At 40.1% G+C, this 18906-nt stretch carries 19 protein-coding genes and 1 riboswitch; of the genes, 12 read left to right on the plus strand and 7 right to left on the minus strand.

The window, feature by feature from the left end; all coding sequences use genetic code 11:
- Positions 1–3: 3 nt before the first annotated feature.
- From mtnK to LCL91_RS18260, 5 genes are all read left to right on the plus strand, one after another.
- Positions 4–1215 (plus strand): S-methyl-5-thioribose kinase, encoded by a 1212-nt coding sequence (gene mtnK / locus LCL91_RS18240; protein WP_224884441.1) that lies wholly within the window; start codon positions 4–6, stop codon positions 1213–1215.
- The gene (mtnA, locus tag LCL91_RS18245; protein ID WP_224884443.1) at positions 1216–2277 is read left to right on the plus strand and encodes an S-methyl-5-thioribose-1-phosphate isomerase; all 1062 of its coding nucleotides are present in this window, start codon (positions 1216–1218) and stop codon (positions 2275–2277) included. It abuts the gene before it with no gap.
- On the plus strand, positions 2274–3407 hold the full coding sequence (locus LCL91_RS18250; protein WP_224884445.1) for a sugar ABC transporter substrate-binding protein: 1134 nt from the start codon (positions 2274–2276) through the stop codon (positions 3405–3407). The genes mtnA and LCL91_RS18250 overlap by 4 nt, the downstream gene beginning before the upstream one ends.
- Positions 3404–4912: a sugar ABC transporter ATP-binding protein gene (locus tag LCL91_RS18255; protein WP_224884447.1), complete on the plus strand. Its 1509-nt coding sequence runs from the start codon at positions 3404–3406 to the stop codon at positions 4910–4912. Before LCL91_RS18250 ends, LCL91_RS18255 begins: the two co-directional genes overlap by 4 nt.
- Before the next feature lie 64 nt (positions 4913–4976).
- Positions 4977–5942, plus strand: a complete 966-nt coding sequence (locus LCL91_RS18260; protein ID WP_255640079.1) for an ABC transporter permease — start codon at positions 4977–4979, stop codon at positions 5940–5942.
- A gap of 27 nt (positions 5943–5969) precedes the next feature.
- Here the strand turns inward: LCL91_RS18260 and LCL91_RS18265 are convergent, their stop codons facing one another.
- Complete coding sequence (locus LCL91_RS18265) at positions 5970–6305, minus strand: YmaF family protein (RefSeq protein WP_224884449.1); 336 nt, start codon at positions 6303–6305, stop codon at positions 5970–5972.
- 164 nt (positions 6306–6469) lie between these two features.
- Here LCL91_RS18265 and LCL91_RS18270 point away from each other — a divergent pair, with 164 nt between their 5' ends.
- Both LCL91_RS18270 and LCL91_RS18275 read left to right on the plus strand, forming a co-directional pair.
- Positions 6470–7192 carry a glycerophosphodiester phosphodiesterase gene (locus tag LCL91_RS18270; RefSeq protein ID WP_224884451.1) on the plus strand — a complete coding sequence of 241 codons (723 nt, stop codon included), beginning with the start codon at positions 6470–6472 and terminating at the stop codon, positions 7190–7192.
- Positions 7193–7290: 98 nt separating this feature from the next.
- The gene (locus LCL91_RS18275) at positions 7291–7380 is read left to right on the plus strand and encodes a YjcZ family sporulation protein (RefSeq protein ID WP_098446576.1); all 90 of its coding nucleotides are present in this window, start codon (positions 7291–7293) and stop codon (positions 7378–7380) included.
- A 72-nt stretch (positions 7381–7452) separates the two neighbouring features.
- Here LCL91_RS18275 and LCL91_RS18280 read toward each other — a convergent pair whose 3' ends face one another.
- Positions 7453–7977 (minus strand): YtxH domain-containing protein, encoded by a 525-nt coding sequence (locus tag LCL91_RS18280; protein ID WP_207393224.1) that lies wholly within the window; start codon positions 7975–7977, stop codon positions 7453–7455.
- A 193-nt stretch (positions 7978–8170) separates the two neighbouring features.
- On the opposite strand from LCL91_RS18280, the gene queF reads away from it, so the two are divergent.
- Positions 8171–8587 carry a preQ(1) synthase gene (queF, locus tag LCL91_RS18285; protein WP_224884454.1) on the plus strand — a complete coding sequence of 139 codons (417 nt, stop codon included), beginning with the start codon at positions 8171–8173 and terminating at the stop codon, positions 8585–8587.
- A gap of 1 nt (position 8588) precedes the next feature.
- Positions 8589–9242 (plus strand): queuosine precursor transporter, encoded by a 654-nt coding sequence (locus LCL91_RS18290; protein ID WP_224884456.1) that lies wholly within the window; start codon positions 8589–8591, stop codon positions 9240–9242.
- A gap of 17 nt (positions 9243–9259) precedes the next feature.
- Here the strand turns inward: LCL91_RS18290 and LCL91_RS18295 are convergent, their stop codons facing one another.
- The 4 genes from LCL91_RS18295 to LCL91_RS18310 form a co-directional block, all read right to left on the minus strand.
- Positions 9260–10462: a S1C family serine protease gene (locus tag LCL91_RS18295; protein ID WP_224884457.1), complete on the minus strand. Its 1203-nt coding sequence runs from the start codon at positions 10460–10462 to the stop codon at positions 9260–9262.
- 236 nt (positions 10463–10698) lie between these two features.
- Positions 10699–11196 carry a GNAT family N-acetyltransferase gene (locus LCL91_RS18300; RefSeq protein ID WP_224884459.1) on the minus strand — a complete coding sequence of 166 codons (498 nt, stop codon included), beginning with the start codon at positions 11194–11196 and terminating at the stop codon, positions 10699–10701.
- Between the two features lie 202 nt (positions 11197–11398).
- On the minus strand, positions 11399–13003 hold the full coding sequence (locus LCL91_RS18305; protein WP_224884461.1) for a cation:proton antiporter: 1605 nt from the start codon (positions 13001–13003) through the stop codon (positions 11399–11401).
- Positions 13004–13234: 231 nt separating this feature from the next.
- On the minus strand, positions 13235–14869 hold the full coding sequence (locus LCL91_RS18310) for a M4 family metallopeptidase (protein WP_224884464.1): 1635 nt from the start codon (positions 14867–14869) through the stop codon (positions 13235–13237).
- 556 nt (positions 14870–15425) lie between these two features.
- Between LCL91_RS18310 and LCL91_RS18315 the strand changes: the two genes are divergently transcribed.
- Positions 15426–15998, plus strand: coding sequence for a YitT family protein (locus tag LCL91_RS18315; protein WP_224884466.1), 573 nt, complete (start codon positions 15426–15428; stop codon positions 15996–15998).
- Between the two features lie 33 nt (positions 15999–16031).
- Here the strand turns inward: LCL91_RS18315 and spoIIP are convergent, their stop codons facing one another.
- A complete protein-coding gene (gene spoIIP / locus LCL91_RS18320) occupies positions 16032–17204 on the minus strand; it encodes a stage II sporulation protein P (protein ID WP_224884468.1) in 1173 nt (390 codons plus the stop codon).
- 177 nt (positions 17205–17381) lie between these two features.
- Here spoIIP and LCL91_RS18325 point away from each other — a divergent pair, with 177 nt between their 5' ends.
- Both LCL91_RS18325 and LCL91_RS18330 read left to right on the plus strand, forming a co-directional pair.
- Positions 17382–17771 carry a c-type cytochrome gene (locus LCL91_RS18325; protein WP_168212280.1) on the plus strand — a complete coding sequence of 130 codons (390 nt, stop codon included), beginning with the start codon at positions 17382–17384 and terminating at the stop codon, positions 17769–17771.
- 150 nt (positions 17772–17921) lie between these two features.
- Positions 17922–18059, plus strand: a riboswitch (FMN riboswitch).
- Between the two features lie 144 nt (positions 18060–18203).
- Entirely contained in the window at positions 18204–18785 is a 582-nt protein-coding gene (locus tag LCL91_RS18330) for an ECF transporter S component (protein ID WP_224884470.1), read from the plus strand.
- Positions 18786–18906 lie beyond the last annotated feature (121 nt).

The raw sequence follows: 18906 nt of genomic DNA on the forward strand, positions 1-18906 counted from the left end.
CACATGTCTTTTCAAGTTAAGTCAGGATATACACCATTTACACAAGAAAGCGTCGTTCACTTTTTAGTGCATCACAATTTTATCGATCCCTCTTCCCCCCTTCTCGTAAAGGAAATCGGGGATGGCAATTTAAACTATGTTTTCCATGTTCAAAACAAAGCAACAGAGGAATCGTGGATCGTCAAACAAGCTTTGCCTTATGCCAAGGTTGTTGGTGAGTCTTGGCCACTTACGCTCGATCGCTCCAGAATTGAGAGCGAGGCTCTCAAGCAAGCTCATTCGCTTGTTCCAGAATTTTCCCCAATTGTTTATTTGCATGACTCAGAAAAAGCGGCAACAGTGATGGAAGATTTATCATCGCATACGATTTTGCGCAAAGGACTTATTGAAGGACGTGTCTATCCTGAGCTCGCAAGAAATGTCGGGACTTACCTCGCTCACACGCTCTTTTTCACCTCTGACTACGGTCTTGGTTCTGCAAAAAAGAAAGAGCTTGCTAAACGGTTTAGCAATCCAGATTTATGCGGGATCACGGAAAGCCTCGTTTTTTCAGACCCCTTCTATAATGCTGAAAGCAACGCATTTACGGAAGAGCTTCGACCAGATGTTGAAATTTTGTGGGAAGATCAAGATTTCCTAACTGAAGTTGCTTCGCTTAAACATTCCTTTTTAACAAAAGGAGAAGCGTTAATACACGGGGATTTACATACAGGTAGTCTCTTCGTGACGGAGAGTTCAACAAAAGTAATCGATCCTGAATTTGCTTTCTATGGCCCAGCGGGATTTGATGTTGGGGCTTTTATTGCCAATATTACGCTTAGTATTCTCTCCCAGGAAGCCCATCGAACGGATGAAGAAAAAGACGGATATCTAGCCTATCTCTTTGGTGTTATCACTGAAGTTTGGACCGTATTTGAATCTACGTTCCGCTCCCTTTGGGACAACTACCTTTCAGAGGATAACCGCTATTCCAAAGGTTATCTCAATACTTATCTTCAGTCTATTTTTGTGGATAGTATTGGTTTTGCTGGTTGTAAAATCATCCGAAGAACGATTGGGCTTGCTCATGTAGAAGAAATTGAGACGATTACTGATCCAGAAGTAAAACTAGCAGTGGAAAGAAGAGCTTTAACACTTGGAAAAAAACTCATTTTTAATCGAAACAACATCGATTCGATTGAAGATTACATCGATACGATTAAGGAGGGCGTTTAAATGACTATCTCATCTCTTCAGTGGAAAGGAGATCACCTTTTACTGCTTGATCAGCGCAAATTACCACATCAAGAAAGATATCTCAAACAGACGGCGATCGAAGATGTTTGGAATAGCATATCTGCCCTTGTCGTACGTGGTGCACCAGCGATAGGGATTGCAGCTTCGTATGGTCTAGTTCTCTGGAGTCAACACGTAGAAACAACCGACCCTTCAACTTTTAAAGCAGAGTTACTTAAGCAAGGGGAATACCTCTCATGTTCTCGCCCAACTGCCGTAAATCTCTCATGGGCGATCGATCGCATCGTTCGAGTAACTCTTCCTTTATCAACTGTCAAAAAAATGAAAGACGCGATTCTTCACGAAGCGTTACTTATCCATAAAGAAGATGAACTTGTCTGTCAACGTATCGGAGAACACGGACTTAAACTATTGAAGGATGGAGATACGATTCTCACCCACTGCAACGCAGGCGGAATTGCAACCGCCAAATATGGAACTGCCCTTGCTCCGCTCCACCTGGCGAAGCAAAACGGCCTCACGATTTCCGCGATTGCAACGGAAACGAGACCCGTTCTCCAGGGGGCTCGACTAACCGCATGGGAACTTGAACGTGCCGGTATCGACGTAACGCTTATTACCGATAGCATGGCGGCGCACGTCTTAAAAACAAAGAAAATCGCTGCGGTAATAGTCGGTGCGGATCGAATTGCAGCCAACGGAGACACAGCTAACAAAATCGGCACGCTCGGCCTTGCTCATATCGCTCAGGCTTACAATGTTCCCTTTTATATTGCAGCACCCATCTCAACGATTGACTATTCGATTCCTGATGGAGATGCTATTCCAATTGAGGAGCGTGATTCAAAAGAAATCACACACTACCAGGGAGAGCGCGTCGCGGCTGAAAATATTGAGATTTTCAATCCTGCATTTGACGTAACGCCACATCACTTAATCCAAGGCATCATTACAGAACACGGCATCATTCGAACACCCTACGAGGAAAACCTTGCTCATCTTACTTTACAAGATATTAAAAATACGGAGGTACATTCATGAAACGTTTAGGACTTATTTTATCCATTCTTCTTCTCTTCGTTCTTGCCGCATGCACAAGTGAGCAAGATGCTGTAAGTGAACCTGAAGCAAGCAATAATGAAACAAATGAGACTGCCTCAAAAACGCAAGACGAAACATCGCAAACTTCATCTGACATTCCAAAAGAGGTGCAAAAACCGATAAAAATCGCTGCGATTATGCAAGCTTCTCTTGGAACATTTTCTTCCCAATATGTTAAAGGGGTTGAAGATCAGGTTAAAAAGTTTGGAGGAAGTGTCCAGGTTTATAATGCTGATAATGATCTTTCAAAGATGGCGACACATCTTGATACAGCGATTAATCAGAATGTCGATGCCATCTTAATCGATCACGGACGGGCAGACGCACTAGAACCAGGAGTGAAAAAAGCAGTAGAGAAAGGGATTCCTGTTGTTGTTTTTGATAGTGATATTAATGTCCCAGGCGTTACCGTCATCGATCAGGATGATTATAGCCTTGCGTGGGACACGCTGAAAACACTTGCTCAAGATCTTAACGGCGAAGGCAATATTGTGTACGTTTGGGTTGGAGGATTTGCACCGATGGAACGACGAAACGTCATCTACGAGGCATTCCAGGAGCGCTATCCAGGAATTAAGGAAATCGCTAAATTCGGAACGGCAAGCGCTAATACAGCTCTTGATACCCAAACACAAATGGAAACGATACTAAAGCAATATCCAAACAAAGGAGACATTGACGCTGTATTTGCTCCTTGGGATGAATTTGCTAAAGGCGCGACTCGAGCGATCGAGCAAGCAGGCAGAGACGAGATCAACGTTTATGGCATTGATATGAGTGATGAAGACCTCCAAATGATGCAGAAAGAAAATAGCCCGTGGCTATCATCAGCTGCAACTGATCCAGCTGAAGTGGGACGTGTTCAAGTTAGGTTTGCTTATCAAAAAATCGCTGGAGAAGATACACCTGACATCTTTTCACTTGATCCTCATCTTGTAAAGCAGTCCGATTTACCTGAAGAAACGATCTCCATGGATAAGCTTGGGGAATACGTTGAGGGATGGGGTTCATCTGACGCTGCCACATCACCATGGATGGAAAAACTCGTTGAAGAGACAAACGCTAAATGAACCAATTAACGATTAAAAATATATCTAAATCATTTGGCAGTACAACTGTATTAAAAAACGTCTCCCTCACGATTCATGCAGGTGAAGTGCACGCCTTATTAGGCACAAACGGAGCAGGAAAAAGTACGCTAATGAAAATTGTCTGTGGGGACTATGAACGTGACAGCGGTTCAATTTTATATAACGGAGAACCCTTGTCCATTCGAACTCCTTCTGATGCCAAAAAAGCTGGCATTGGCATCGTTGTACAGGAAGTGGATACGGCTCTCTTTCCTGCCCTTTCCGTAGCAGAAAATATTTGGGCTGATTCCGTTAATCAATCTCCTTTTAAACTTTACTCATCTAAAAAAGAGCGCAAAAAAACAAAGCAATTACTAGCGACACTGGGGATCCCTTTGAATCCAGATAAGCTTGCTTCCGATTGCACACTCTCGGAAAAACAACTGATTTTGATCGCTCGTGCAATGGCTCAGGATGTTCAATACTTAATCCTTGATGAACCTACTGCGCCACTTAGCATAGAAGAAACACAACTTTTATTCCACCTGATTAACAAGTTAAAAAAGAACGGTGTGGGTATTATCTATATTTCTCACCGTATGCCTGAAATCGAAGAAATAAGCGATCGATTTACGATTTTACGTGATGGTAAAGTTCACCTCACCGCTGAGACAAAAGCGGTATCAGCCGATGAGATTATTACCAATATGCTCGGTTCAGCGATTGGAAATAAGAAAGAACGAAAAAGACAAGTATCAAACCACACGTTATTTCGAGCTGAGAATGTACATGTTCCGGAGACTGGAAAAAACATCAATCTGGAAGTAAATCATGGAGAAATCATTGGTATTGCAGGACTTGTAGGTGCGGGTAAATCCGAAACCGCCTTAGCCTTATTTGGCGCCACAAAGCCTCAAAAAGGGAAGATTCATCTTCATAATCGCACGTATCGTTTTCGCTCTCCTCGTGATGCCATTGATGCTGGTGTTTGCCTTATACCTGAAGAAAGAAGAAAAACGGGGATTTTACTGGATTTTTCGTTATCCGAAAATTTGACGCTTCCTTCATTACGCCGTCACTCAAAAAATGGCTTACTTAACCGTCAGAAAGAAGAAAACTATGCGTCCAACCAAATCAATCAGCTTGGTATAAAAGCTTCTTCCACTCGGCAACCGATTCATCACCTGAGTGGAGGAAATCAACAAAAAGCATCGATCGGAAAATGGTTAGATGCAGATCGAAACGTATTTCTATTTGATGAACCTACTAAAGGCATCGACATTAAAGCTAAAACTGAGGTATTGTCTCTCATAAAGCAACTCGCTGATGAAGGAAAAGGGATTCTCTATTTTTCAAGTGAAATCGATGAACTTTTGGAAATATCGGATAAGATTCTTGTCATGTATGACGGAGAAATCACAGCCACCTTAACTGGTGATAACATGAATCAATCAGCCATTATGCAAGCAGCAACAGGAGGTACAACAATTGAAATCAGCAGCTGAATTAGCACATACACAGAAACAAAATGCTATCGTCACACCTTTTAAAGATAAAATAGTTCATTTTTTGGTGAAATACGGCACACTGCTCGTGATATTAGCGCTTATTGTAAGTTTCACCCTTTTGAACGATCGGTTTCTAACCTATAGTAATTTCGCTGATATACTTCGGTCCATCTCGATTGTTACGCTTGTTGCACTCGGGGTAACGTTTACACTTATTGTAGGAGGATTTGACCTTTCAGTTGGATCGACGGTGAGCTTAGCAACCATTGCAAGTGCTGCCTCTCTCGTCTGGTATAGACAGGAGCTTCTTATTGCTCTTCTAATTCCGATCATTTTAGGAATAGTCATTGGTTTGATCAACGCATTCATTACGATCAAAATTAGAATCCCTGACCTTCTTGCAACACTTGCTGTCATGTATATTGTAAATGGTATTCAATTAACTTACACAAAAGGCTTTTCAATCTACAATAATATGCCAATGGATGACGGTACAACGGCACCAGGCAAGTTTATACCCTCTTTTCTCTTTATTGGACAAGGAGAAATAGCAGGCGTCCCGTTCCCCGCTATTTTTATGATTTTTTGTGTCATATTGGTTCACCTTTTCCTTACGTATACGCGTGCTGGCCGGTTGCTTTATATGACAGGAAGTAATCGCGAAGCAGCAAGGCTTTCAGGAGTTGCTGTGCAGCGATACCGTACACTCGCTTATGTGTTAAGCGGTCTATTTGCTAGTATTGCTGGCATTGTACTTGCATCTCGTATTGGTACAGGCCAGGTTTCTGCTGGCGCCCCACTTCTAATGGACGGTGTGGCTGCAGCATTAATTGGCTATTCTGTACTCGGTGCTGGTAAACCAAACGCACTCGGTACTTTTGTAGGGGCTGTCTTGATCGGCATTCTTCTCAATGGATTAACGATGCTAAATGTTCCTTACTATGCTCAAGATATTATTAAAGGGACCATTTTAATAGGCGCCCTTGCCTTTACGTTCTATCAAAACAAGCGCGAAATTAAAATGTAAGAAAAAGCGATGCAGCTGCATCGCTTTTTACCAATTCAAGGGAGAATTCCCTATAGGAAGACTCGTTTCTCCTGAAAAATAATGTTTGTGGTTTTCTTTAGACACCGTTTCCCCGCTAAATTTATGATAATGACCACCTTTTGCTAATAAAATGGGGGGGCCAGATTCTACGCTATAGCGATGTTGATGCCCTTCCTCTTCTATCGTTATCCCTTCAATTCGATGAACATGCTGATCAAAAGAGCTGCCGTTAATAGGAAAACTGAATCCTAAAATCTGAAAATGATGATGATTAAACCGCTCTTCCAGATTCCCTCTAAAATAATGAGCATGAGCTTCTGGTAATCCAAATCCCTTAAACAAAATGCTTTCTCCTTTCTTTTCACCTAACATGGATTCAACTCAAACGCTTAACTCGTTTATTAGAATAAGAGAAAAGCTTAGAAGTAGAAATGATAAAGGAAATCCATGCGAAAGCACGAATACCATACATAGATCAATCAACCTTAGCTAAAGAGAGGTGACATATGTCTTCTTTCCATATTTATGGCCATAGAGGTTCGTCAGGTACACACCCTGAAAATACACTCATTTCTTTTCAGGCGGCTCATAAAGCTGGTGCTCAAGGAATCGAGCTCGACGTTCAATTAACGAAAGACCTTGTACCCGTTGTGATTCATGATGAACGACTAGAGCGAACGACAAATGGTATTGGTTTTGTGAAAGACTTCCTATACGAAGATTTAGCGCGACTAGACGCCGGTCACTCTTTCTCAAGTTGCTTCCAGGGAAACTCTATCCCTTCTCTAAAAAACGTTTTAGAATGGATTACTTCCACCTCCCTTATGTTGAATATAGAGCTAAAAAATGGTCGATTTCCTTATGACCACTTAGAAACAAAGGTACTTGAATTGCTGACACATTATCAGCTTTATGATCGAACCATTATCTCTTCCTTTAATCACTATAGTATTCAGCACCTCGCTCAAGTAGGCTGCAAAGTTGAAACCGCCATTCTACTCATGGAGAAGTTAGTAGAGCCGTGGGATTATCTTCAACGAGTTGGAGCCAACAGTATCCACATAGAGTGTAGTGCGATTGATGAGTATTTTATAACAAATACCCAAAAGCGCGCTATCCCTGTTCGTGCTTTTACTGTCAATGATCCTCATCAAATAGCTGCGCTCAAAAAAGCGGGATGTTCCGCAATATTTACTGATTTTCCTGCAGTTGCGATGCGGTCCATATAACGCCCTTCTCTAAAAAGGGCGTTTGCCTATGTCCCCAATCTTACTCTCCCACATACGTTAGTAAGGAAGCGACACATATTGACGGGAGGAACGAGACGATGAGTGGATATGGATATGGTCAAGGTTTCGCGTTAATCGTAGTTTTGTTTATTCTTTTGATTATCATTGGTGCATCTTATATTTATTAAAAAAAAGACTTCCGCAATAATAAGCGGAAGTCTTTTTCATATATTTGAGGGGGAATTAATCATCTCACTAAATTAAAGAGTAGTATTTGGAGATGTCTTCGGGTTCACAGTTGTGCTACCAGGTGTACGTGTTTCACTGCCAGGAATATTTGTTGGCTCGTATTCATTTTCATTTGATTCTGTTACTTCCTGCCCAGCATCCTTCACTTTACTTCCAATATCCTTTAGATCTTCACTCGCTTCTCTTGCAGAAGAAAGGACTTCAGTTGAATCTTCTTTCACTTGATTCACTTGGTCTACCACATCATCATTCACCTTTTCATAAAGGGCTTGAGCATCGTTCATTGCTTCTTTTAAAACAGAAGAAGCTGATTGAATCCGATCCATCCAGTCGTCTTTCACTTCGCCCGGATTTTCTTTCACACGAGTATAAAATCCTTTTGAAGAGTCCTTGAACGTGCCTGCTGATGATCTCACTTTATTTCTAGTAGTTGAATCAAGCATCGCTACCGCACCACCTACAATAGCACCTACCAAAATACCTTTTACAAGCTTACCATTCTTTTCATTATTTACTGTCGTAGTCGTTGTTTGCATGATGATTCCTCCTATTATCTTTCTTAGTTTGCTTAGCTATTTTTTTACTTTCCCTTTATGTTAAAAGCTAAACTAATAAATTTGGCCTGAACTTCCAACTTCGCATTGGAAAGTTCCTCTGTTATAATAGACAACGTTGAATGACAGCAGTTCGTAACCTTCCTGCTTCATCAAAACTAAAGGAGGATTATTAATGAATAGTATGGATAAAGCTTGGCTACCTTCTTCTGGTCCGATGCCTCGCCCAGAAAGTGTGGAACAAGCAAGAGAAGTGATAAAAAACGAATCATTCGATGCACCGAACGTACAAGAAATTACGTTTAATGCACTTGAATTTACAGCGGTTTGTCCTAAAACAGGACAACCTGACTTTGGTCGAGTTGAGATTTCTTACGTACCTGATGAGAAATGCATCGAGTCCAAGTCACTGAAATTTTATCTCTGGTCTTATCGTGACGAAGGAAGCTTCTGCGAGACGCTCGCTGCACGTATAGCAGACGATGTTGTATACGCAATTGACCCTTTAAAAGTAACCATTACGGTTTATCAATCAGCACGTGGCGGTATCGAACTTAAAACGACAGCCATTCGTGAGAAAGCAACGCAATAAAATGAAAAATCAATTCATCGACCGAAATCTTGTCCTGTTTAATGTTCTGTTTGCGACCTCGATAGTGATCGCAAACGTCCTAGCAGGAAAAGTGGTGATGATCGGAAGCTTTGTCATCCCAGCGGCCGTTGTGATGTATGCCTTTTCGTTTCTTTTCACAGATGTTATTCACGAAAAATATGGTGAAGAAGAAGCGAAACGAACGGTTCAGTACGGCTTTATCGCTCAGATTTTCGCAAGTATCATGATCTATCTTGGTATGCTTCTTCCAGTAGCACCATTCGCAGCCGATACTCAGGCTGCTTATGAAATATTACTAGGTCAAAACTACCGGTTTGTGCTAGCAAGTCTTGCAGCGTACCTCGTGTCTCAACACGTTGATGTCTACGTCTTCTCTCTGTTAAAGAAGCGAACTTCTAACAGGCATAAATGGCTACGTAATAATGTAAGTACATTTACTTCTCAGCTATTAGATACAACGATTTTTATTACAATTGCCTTTGCAGGGACTGTTCCTAACCTATGGGTAATGGTCCTCTCTCAATTTATCATTAAAATGGCGCTGGCTCTTTTAGACACGCCCGTTTTTTATCTTCTTACAAGATTGACTGATACAAAACAGCAAGTTAACAACCAATACCCCCTGGATGCATAATCCAGAGGGTTTTTCGTTTACAATCCATTTTGATTCGCTAATGTCATTGTTACGGTTTGCAGTTTTCCATCACGATAGAACGTTACTTCCATTTTGTCCCCAACTTCTTTATTCGAGTATAAATACTTCCGTAGAGCTGCTGAATCTTTTACTTCTGTATCATCCAGCTTAACCACTACGTCCCCTTCTTTTAAACCAGCTTCTGAAGCAGGTGAGTTAGGTGCAATTCCCATTAATACGACTCCACTTTCTACATCTTCCGGAAGATTAAGCGTGCCAGTCCAATATTGCGTTGGTACTTCTGCTAATGAAGCAGGCGTTACACCCATTACAGGACGTTTCACTTCCCCAGTCATTTCAAGCTGATCAATGATTGGCTGCGCATCCTCAATTGGAATCGCAAATCCAATACCTTCTACTGTTTCTTCGGCAATTTTTGAAGAGTTAATCCCGATCAACTGACCTTTTATATTAATTAATGCACCACCGCTATTACCGGGATTAATAGATGCATCCGTTTGAATCACATCTGCTTCGTAATCAGGCTGTCCATTTTGATCAAGATCTACTGGAATGGTGCGACTCGGGTTACTAATAATTCCTTGTGTTACAGATCCTTCGAGGAAACCTAATGGATTACCGACTGCAATGGCTGGTTCACCAGTTTGAAGATTTGATGATGAACCAAGTTCTGCGACGGCCTCGACATCTTTTGCATCAATTTCTAATACAGCTAGATCCATTAATGCATCTGTTCCAAGTACGTTTGCTTCTGCCTTTTTTTCATTACTTAACGTCACTTCTACCGAAGAGGCGCCTTCGACTACGTGGTTATTTGTCACGACAAAAGCCTTACCACCTTCATTCTTATAAATCACTCCAGATCCAGACGATGCGGCTTGCCCTGATTGACCCGAAGGATCTTCTAAAGAAAACCCACCGCTTTGATAGCTTGTTATACTAACTACTGCATCCTGTGCCTTTTGTACAGCTGAAGTAATATCAGAGGAAACATTATAAGCCACATTCGAGGTTTCTACATTTCCGCTAGCTGTTACCGCGTCTTGATTCGTTGATGGCTGGTCTATGTTAGAGACATAAGGCGCAGCAAAAAGCATGATGGATGCTCCTACAATGGCGCCAAATGCACTTGGAAGAAACCAGTTTCTTCCACTTTTTGTTTGTTTCATTCTTGTTTCATTATTATCATAGTAACCCATGAATCGGTCACCCTTTCTCCCCTTTGATTTGTTTATAGTCTTATTGTAACGAGAGGTGACGGTGATTTCGCAAATATGTGATAGTTTTGATATTGTTTGATATTTCACGTCATTTCATTATGTAATACCCTTATTAGTTGATCCATTAACACCTGAGTCTGCTGAGTGAAGAAGAAATTTTAGAATAGGATGGCCAGCTTTTTTTAACTACAAAAAAACCCTGCTTCGGCAGGGTTTCACATATATTCATTTTCTTTTATAAACTTTTCTTCATCAATTTTGTTTCTTAAGAGATGTGGTTCTACTGTTAATTTAGATAAACCAATGCGGTCCATCACGTTGTTCATCTCTTCTTTACCCTCATTACTTTCCTTATCTGGAAAAGCCCAGCTAACGAGAGCATTAGCCATTTCAATGGCGTACCCTTTATTGCGATAGTCAGGAATTAAATGATACCCAACTTCAAGATTGTTTGTCGCTTCTATATTGTTATATCCCATCGTACCAATGACTTTTTCATCTGAAGTATGAATTAATATTCCTTCCCATCTATGGCTTGAAATAGTGCCATCAGTTAGATGAAAAGGTAGAAATTGTTCAAACTGAACGTTATTAAATTCTTCCGGTACTTCGACATGCAAAAGCTTTTCTAGTTCCTTCTTATTTGTCATTGCTTTGATCAAATCAAAAGAGAAAGGAATGATGGTCAGACGATCGGTCTGAAGATAAGGCATTTTCTCTCAAAAGTCCTCCTTGTGAGTTTATTTCATGTGGTTGAAAATGACTTTTTACACTATACCTTATTGCTTTACTTACTGTAAACCATACCCCGTACAATCAATAATAAACGAAATCTTCTCATTATTACATTTGCTTTGTCCAGCTTACTATTAGGATATGCACGTCATAAGAAAAAGCTGCTACAAATGTAACAGCTTAGTGTGTTCTTTTTGAATCTTTCACAACTTCCTCTTCTTCAAATTCAGCAAGACCATTATTCAATAGCTCTTTATACTTTCCAGCTATTTCTCCCGAAATGATTTCTTCTTGTTCTAGCTGGTTGATCTTATCATACTGAGCGTAAAGAGAGTGCTTTCTTAACGTTATGAGCTGGCTTTTCTTAAGCTCCGGATACTCCGTTAACAAGGCGTCAAGTTCTCGGTGACTTTTATCAATTTCATCTTGGTAATGATTTAGCAATTCCGAATAAACTGGTTCAGGTACGAAAAGCTGCGTCTTTATTTTCTTAATCTCTGCTACTCCCGCTTCATAGCGATGCAAATTAGCAACGATATCTTCATACTCTTTTGAGCCGCTGTGCTTTGCTCTTAAGCCGAAATAGCTAATAAGCGGCTTAATCGTTAACCCTTGAATAACTAAAGAAAATAACACAATGCTGAAGGTAAGAATTAACACCGTATCTCGTCCGTCAAAATCACCTGGTAAGCTAAGAACAAGCGCTATCGATAAAGAACCTTTTAATCCCCCCCAGTTAAGCACATGTCTCCATGACCATGGTAACCCCTTGACGAATAGCGTACTGCCATAAACCGCAATACTTCTACCAATCAGCACGATTAGGAGCGCAAGACCTATTGTTCCCCACTGATCAGAAAAGTTGATCCGTGTAATCTCTAGACCAACCATGAGAAAGACAATTGAATTCGCTAGCAATGCAGCTACGTCCCAAAAGTTATTGATATTTAATCGGGTAGTTGGACTCATACCTACTCTTGAACCAAAGTTACCAAACGTTAATGCTGCTACAACGACGGCAATAACACCGGAAACATGAATACTTTCTGCAGTTAGATAAGAACCGTAGAAAAGAAGGATACTAAAAATAATTTCAAGTGGATAGTCATCAAAGTATTTCGTAAGGATGGAAATGGCATATCCTAAACCACCACCAACAAGTAATCCACCCGCTACAACTTTCACAAATTCAAACGCACCGCTCGTTAGTCCTCCCCAACCCATATCGAGATAGGCTAGAAGAGAAAAAGCAGATATTTTAAACAGGACAACCGCAAGCCCATCATTAAACAAACTTTCTCCTTCTATAACTGTTGAAAGCTTGTGATTTACTCCCATACTTTTAAAAATCGATAATACACTAACAGGATCAGTCGCACTCATTAATGCTGCAAATACGAATGCTACGGGAATTGATAAACCTAGTAGAAAATGGGTAGAAAACCCAATCACTAGAAAAGAAAGAAAGGTTCCCCCAAAAGCCAGAGCAATGATCGGCTTTTTGTTTTGATTTAAATGTTCATAAGGCAATTTCAAAGCGGCCTCGCCTAGAAGCGCTGGAAGGAAAATCGTTAAAATAACGAAATTAAAAACGTCTCCCTCAGTAATAAACATTTTAAGCGGCTCAAGTACTGGAATGTTAAATAATCCAATTAACGTTCCAATGATGACAAGAGCTATCGGATATGGTTGCTTTAGTTTTTTTGCAATAGCCGTAATACCAGCCGCAATCATCGTAAGAATAAGTCCGAGTTCAAATATGTGATGCATATCTAAATGTTCCATTTTGCGCCTCCGATCCTTAATCTGCTTTCATTGTATCCATTATCAAACAAAATTAGGGAAATAAATCAATCACTTATAAAGCAACAATAGTTTCTCTCTCCTACAACACTCTCTTCTTTTTCCTTCTTACTATTTCCATTATTTGATCATTCATCCTACTACCCTACCCTCTTTCCTCTAAAACAAAGCAAAAAAAAAGAAGAGTTCTGCTTGAACTCTTCTTACAATCAGTTAATTGACGCCAACTTGATTCCAGGCGTTTGCGACTGAATTATATGTCGAACCTGTTCCATAAAGATCAGTAGTCGCTTGAAGTAATGCCGAACGTGCTGCACTAAAGTTCGTTGTAGGTGTCATATAAAGACTTAATGCGCGGTAGTAAATTTTCTCGGCTTTTGTTTTTCCGATACTTTGAATCGTTAAATAAGCTGCTTTATTTGGAATCCCACTATTTGTATGCACGCCACCATTATCTGAGGAAGTATAATAGTAGTCATCCATATGTGACGGTTGTCCGTATGCTTCTGGATTAGATAAGCTTCTTAGCGCATCGCCTGACTTGTTAGGTGTGTAGACATCTTCACCCATAAGGAAATCTCCAGGTTCAACGAAATAACCAAAAACATCCGACATTGATTCGTTAAGTGCCCCTGATTGATTTTGATATTGAAGACCTGCAGTTCTTTCAGTCACTGCATGAGTAATTTCGTGTGCGACAACATCAAGGGCTCCGGACAGTGGTGCAAAAACTGACCCATCACCATCGCCATATACCATTTGTGAACCATTCCAGAAGGCGTTGTTATAATTCGAGCCATAATGTACAGTTGATCGAATCGTTGCTCCATTATTATTATAGCTATTGCGATTATGTGTATTTTTATAATAATCATACACAACCCCGGCATTATAATGGGCATCAACTTCAGCACCTTGAGAGCTAGAGGTAAACGCATTGTTACTATCTACCGCATAGCTTCCCGGAAGTGAAGTTCTATTATTAGCCGTTCTCGTTTCAATAACGCCGCTCATTGGCTTTGTTGTGTCATAAAGATAATACGTGCCATTAGAATAGTAAGTATTGAGAGACTTATAGTTACCAAGAATGCCATAGCCATAGCCTGTTTCTGCACCGTCAGCAACTGCATTATAAGCATCTACAACCGAGCCATCCCGAGCGTCAACATAGACCTGCCAATTTGCTGGATAAGGATCAATGAACTGAAGCTGTACTTTATAAGTCAGATAATATTCGTTATCTTTCTCATAAACGACCTGTTCACTTTTCTCTACCATATCAGAGACATCTGACTTTCGAACAAAGCTCGGATCGTCAGAGACAACGTTTTGAGGTTTTACATCAATATGATCCCATGCTTTTTTAACTGCATCTTTTTCTGAAAGCTTTGCTTCTGAACTTCCTTTATAATTCTGAGCAGCTTCTGGATGAAGGTTACCATTCACTGCTGTTACTTCGCCGTTTTCATCCGTATGTACGATGAATTTTGCGCTGTCGATTTCAACACCCTTAACTGTTTGAACGTACTCATAGTGTGTCATCCCTAATTCATCAGTTGTTTCATTAACTAGCTTTAGATCTTGTGTTTTTACTTTAAAAAGAGATTCATTCGACTTAAGGTATGATTTAACCGCCTTTTCAGTTTTAACGCTTTTTTCGGATAGTTTACCAGATAAAAATGATGGTACCTTACGCTCTTTTTCCCAATCTTGTTTCACGATCTCCATTTTTTCAAGAGCTTGTTTCTGCTCCGCGTTTAAATCTTTAGTAGAAGCGGCTGAAGCAGAAGGAAGGGCAGATCCAAATGCTAAGCCAGTTGCGAGAACAACAGCAATTCCTTTTTTCATTTCATTTCCCCCATTTCGGAATAATTCGAATTTTTGGTACATTTGTAGATTATCACAGTATTTTAAGGTTTTGTATTGGGAAATATGGAGGAAAACATGAGTTTATTCGCTGTTTTTAGAGATTCAATTTCCCAATAACATCTTACGGAACGTCATGGTATAATCATTTTGAAAGGAATTAATTGTAAAAATATTACTTTTATGGGTAGTGAAATGAAAATAAGACAGGCTAAAGGCCTGCCTTATCAACGAATCATAACAAGTTCTCATTCTAATGTACTACGATTTGTATGCTACATTTTTTTAAACGTGTAAGCTTATCTCCCTTTGTTTTTTCAATAAACCATGCGACTTATCCGGCCCTCAACTTCTTCTAATCTTACTCCCTTTCTTAAAAATGAAATGAAGGTTATTTGGAAATGAATTCACCCATGTAATTTCCCAACCCTCTTCGTTATCAATTCAATATAAACAATCGTTATTTCATGTGATCGTAATGAAATGAAAACCTCTTACATAAACTTGATACAACTATGAACAAGCAGGTGAACTTCTTATGTATAAAAAAATAGTTGCTGTAGTTATAGGAAGTATCTTAGTTGGCTCAGGGATCAATGCCTTTCTAGTTCCAAACCACCTTATTGATGGTGGAATGATTGGAATCGGCTTAATTGTAAAATACATATGGGGTTATCAAACCGGTCTTACCATCATTTGTTTAAGTATTCCTCTTTATATTATTGCGTTCCTCTACTTTCGCCCTTACTTTTATAATAGCCTCCACGGGTTATTACTTTCTTCTTTTTTTATTGATCTTCTTTCTCCCCTTCGAGACGCCTTTTCTTTTCCTATTCTGATTAGTTCCATATTAGGAGGCTTTTTCGTAGGTACAGGGATTGGAATTATGTTGAAATACGAGACAAGTACAGGTGGAACAGATTTACTCGCTCAATTTATCTCTCGCATCGTTACGTTAAATGTCGGAATCATCATCTTTCTAATAGATGGTCTTGTTATCCTTATTGGATCCAAAACCATTGGATTAAATGCTTCTCTCTATTCTGCTGTTACTATTTTCGCAGTTGGTATTGCTACTAGCTTATTAACTATTAAGAAAGAAGCCTTATAGAAGCGCTGTGAACTGACACAGCGCTTCGCTTTTTTACTTATTTACTTTTTCTGTTCCCCAGTAATGTTCGCTAATGACATCTGCAATGGCTTTAACCGTTCGACTAAGTTGCTCAAGGTTATTGTCCACTCCACCCATTTCAATCAACATAGCATTAGGGGATAGGTCTTGATTATAAATGCCATCTACTCCTTTTCCTTTTTTACTAATTACCCCCCTGCTTAGCCCTGGAAATTCTGCTTTTAGCGCAGCATGTAATTCTTTTGCAAGCGCGAGATTCTTCTCGTAATTGGGATTTTCTTCTCCAATAACAAAAACCGTTCGAGCATATTCCTCATTGTTAATTGTAACCGTAGTATCCTTCGCTCTTAATGAATCACGATGAATATCAATGAATAAGTTAAAATCATCATTGCTAGCTACCGCAGACTGTACGATCGTTCTCGATACATCATACGCACTTCCATGCTCAAGTCCCTTTTCATTTAATAGGGCTCCCATGTTTGAATCATCAACTTGCGTGCCTATCCCCCGATCTTCTAGTTCTTCACCTAACAATTTTCCAACTAAGGTAATGTTGGTTTTCCCATCATTCGCTAAATCAGCATTTTTTTCTCCTTCAAGACCTAATAACGGCAAGTAAGACTCATAGCTATGTGAATGATAAATAAAGGCCACTTTTTTCCCATTCGTTGTTTGAAGCGGCGGTGTAACCTGATCTTTTGAATCCTGAATTTCTAATTTCTCCGTAGGTACCTCTCTTTCTTTAAGTAAATCATCCAAAGGTGGAGCGGATTCCACAGGAAGGTTGGTAAAATTCGTTCCCTCACCAGCAACGTGAATTTTAGCATCATATAACGCAAAACCAGGGAGCTCCCCCCCTAGAAGACTCCTGATATCACCTGGCTTAACGCTCGTAATAAATTGAAACATGACTAGAGAAAATGCTGGCGGCTCACTCTCTTCAGGTAATACCTGAGTGAAATAATGATTCTCAGTCCCCATTCCATACACCATCGCTTCTGTTGAAAAGCTTGTGATCCAATCATGTAGCATAGAAGAGGAGAGCTGGTATTTCGTTTCTGACGATGAAATCACACCTGCTACAATAAACAAAAAAATAAGTCCTGATACTGTAAAAAAAGAAATCAAACGAATTTGTCTACTGCTTGTATCACCAAACAGCCTTGGAGAGCTGCTTTTCATTTTATCTCCTCCCTTTCATTCACTTCACACTCTATGTCTATGAATTCGCACATTGAAATAGAAGATTTTTTTACTAGTTCTCATAGATACATAATTCAGGAAGAAATAAGCAAAATATATTTGATAATTGAATGTTAGAAAAGTATGATAAAGGTGAGGAAACAGGAGGTGAACAGAATGGGTAAATCATCCGCTTATATTACTGCAATAATTTTGTTCCTAGTTATGGTTGTAGGCTTTACATACTGGCTTTCCACAACCGAAGAACACGCTGGTGGAAACGAAGCCAGTCATGGTGAACAGGCCGAAGAAGGCGGCGGTGAAGAAGGCGGCGATTCCGCTGGAGGTGGAGAAGCCGAAAAAGTATTTGCACAAAACTGCGCGTCATGCCACGGTGAAAACCTGGGAGGCGGTGCTGGACCAGCACTAGAAGCCGTTGGTGGTAAATATTCGAAAGATGAAATTCTCGATATTATCAAGAATGGTAAAGGTGGCGGCATGCCCGCTGGCTTGATTCAAGGTGAAGAAGCTGAAATGGTCGCTGCTTGGCTTGCTGAGAAAAAATAAGAACGCTTTCTTGCAACTCTCTATCTTTAAAGGTAGAGAGTTTTTTCACCGCCTTTCTGAAAGCGTTATCATGAAATAGCTTAGTTTCAAGATGTTATGATTGAGATATCTATCATTCCACTGTATAATAAAGCTGTAAACAATATAACGAACTATCTTCGGGGCAGGGTGTAATTCCCGACCGGCGGTGAAGGATATGCAATTCCTCAAGCCCGCGAGCCTGTTTTTTGGGCAGGATCTGGTGTGATTCCAGAGCCGACAGTATAGTCTGGATGGGAGAAGATGGTGGAGTAGTAAGCTTTCTTTGAAATTTAATAGAAGCTTGCTTATTTCCCCATGCCGTAACCATGAGCCCCATACTCATGGTTTTTTGTGTGCATTGGGACCACATCTCCTTTTTCGGTGGTTCGAAAAAAAGGGAGCAATGTCAAAATGAAAAGTGTTTCAAAAACGCAACGCATGATTGTAATTGCGATGTTCAGCAGTATCTCGTATTTATTAATGCTTTTAGATTTCCCACTGCCTGGATTTCCAGTCTTTCTTCAAATCGATTTCAGTGAAATTCCAGCGCTATTTGTTGCCATATTGTACGGTCCAGTTGCAGGGATACTTGTAGAAGCAATTAAGAATTTCATTCACTTTGGAATTCAGGGAAGCTTCACCGGTGTACCGATTGGCCAAATATCAAACTTCATTGCTGGAGTTTTCTTGATCGTACCAACTTCTTTAATCTTCCGTAAATTTAATCAAACCCAGAAAGGATTAGCACTGGGATTGACGCTCGGAACGATTCTCATGTCAGCAATGATGGGATTGTTGAACTATTTAATTATCCTTCCGGCATACACATGGTTTATGGGATTTGAAGAAATGTCTGCTTCAGCCCGTCAGGCACTGGTATTAACCGGTATAACACCATTTAATCTACTAAAAGGTGCAATTGTAGCTAGTATTTTTGTTGCCTTTTTCATAAAATTAAAACCCTGGTTTGCTCGTCAAACGAGAGTTGCTTAACGATCAAAAACCGAACCTTATCTTGGTTCGGTTTTTTTGTTTTTTCAGCCATCATTAGCATGAAAGGATAGAAAGTCCAAAAGGGATTTTTCCATTTATTGTCGAAATAGGATTAAAAGCG

Source organism: Guptibacillus hwajinpoensis (genome assembly GCF_020171785.1).
Classification (GTDB): Bacteria; Bacillota; Bacilli; order Bacillales; family Guptibacillaceae; genus Guptibacillus; species Guptibacillus sedimenti.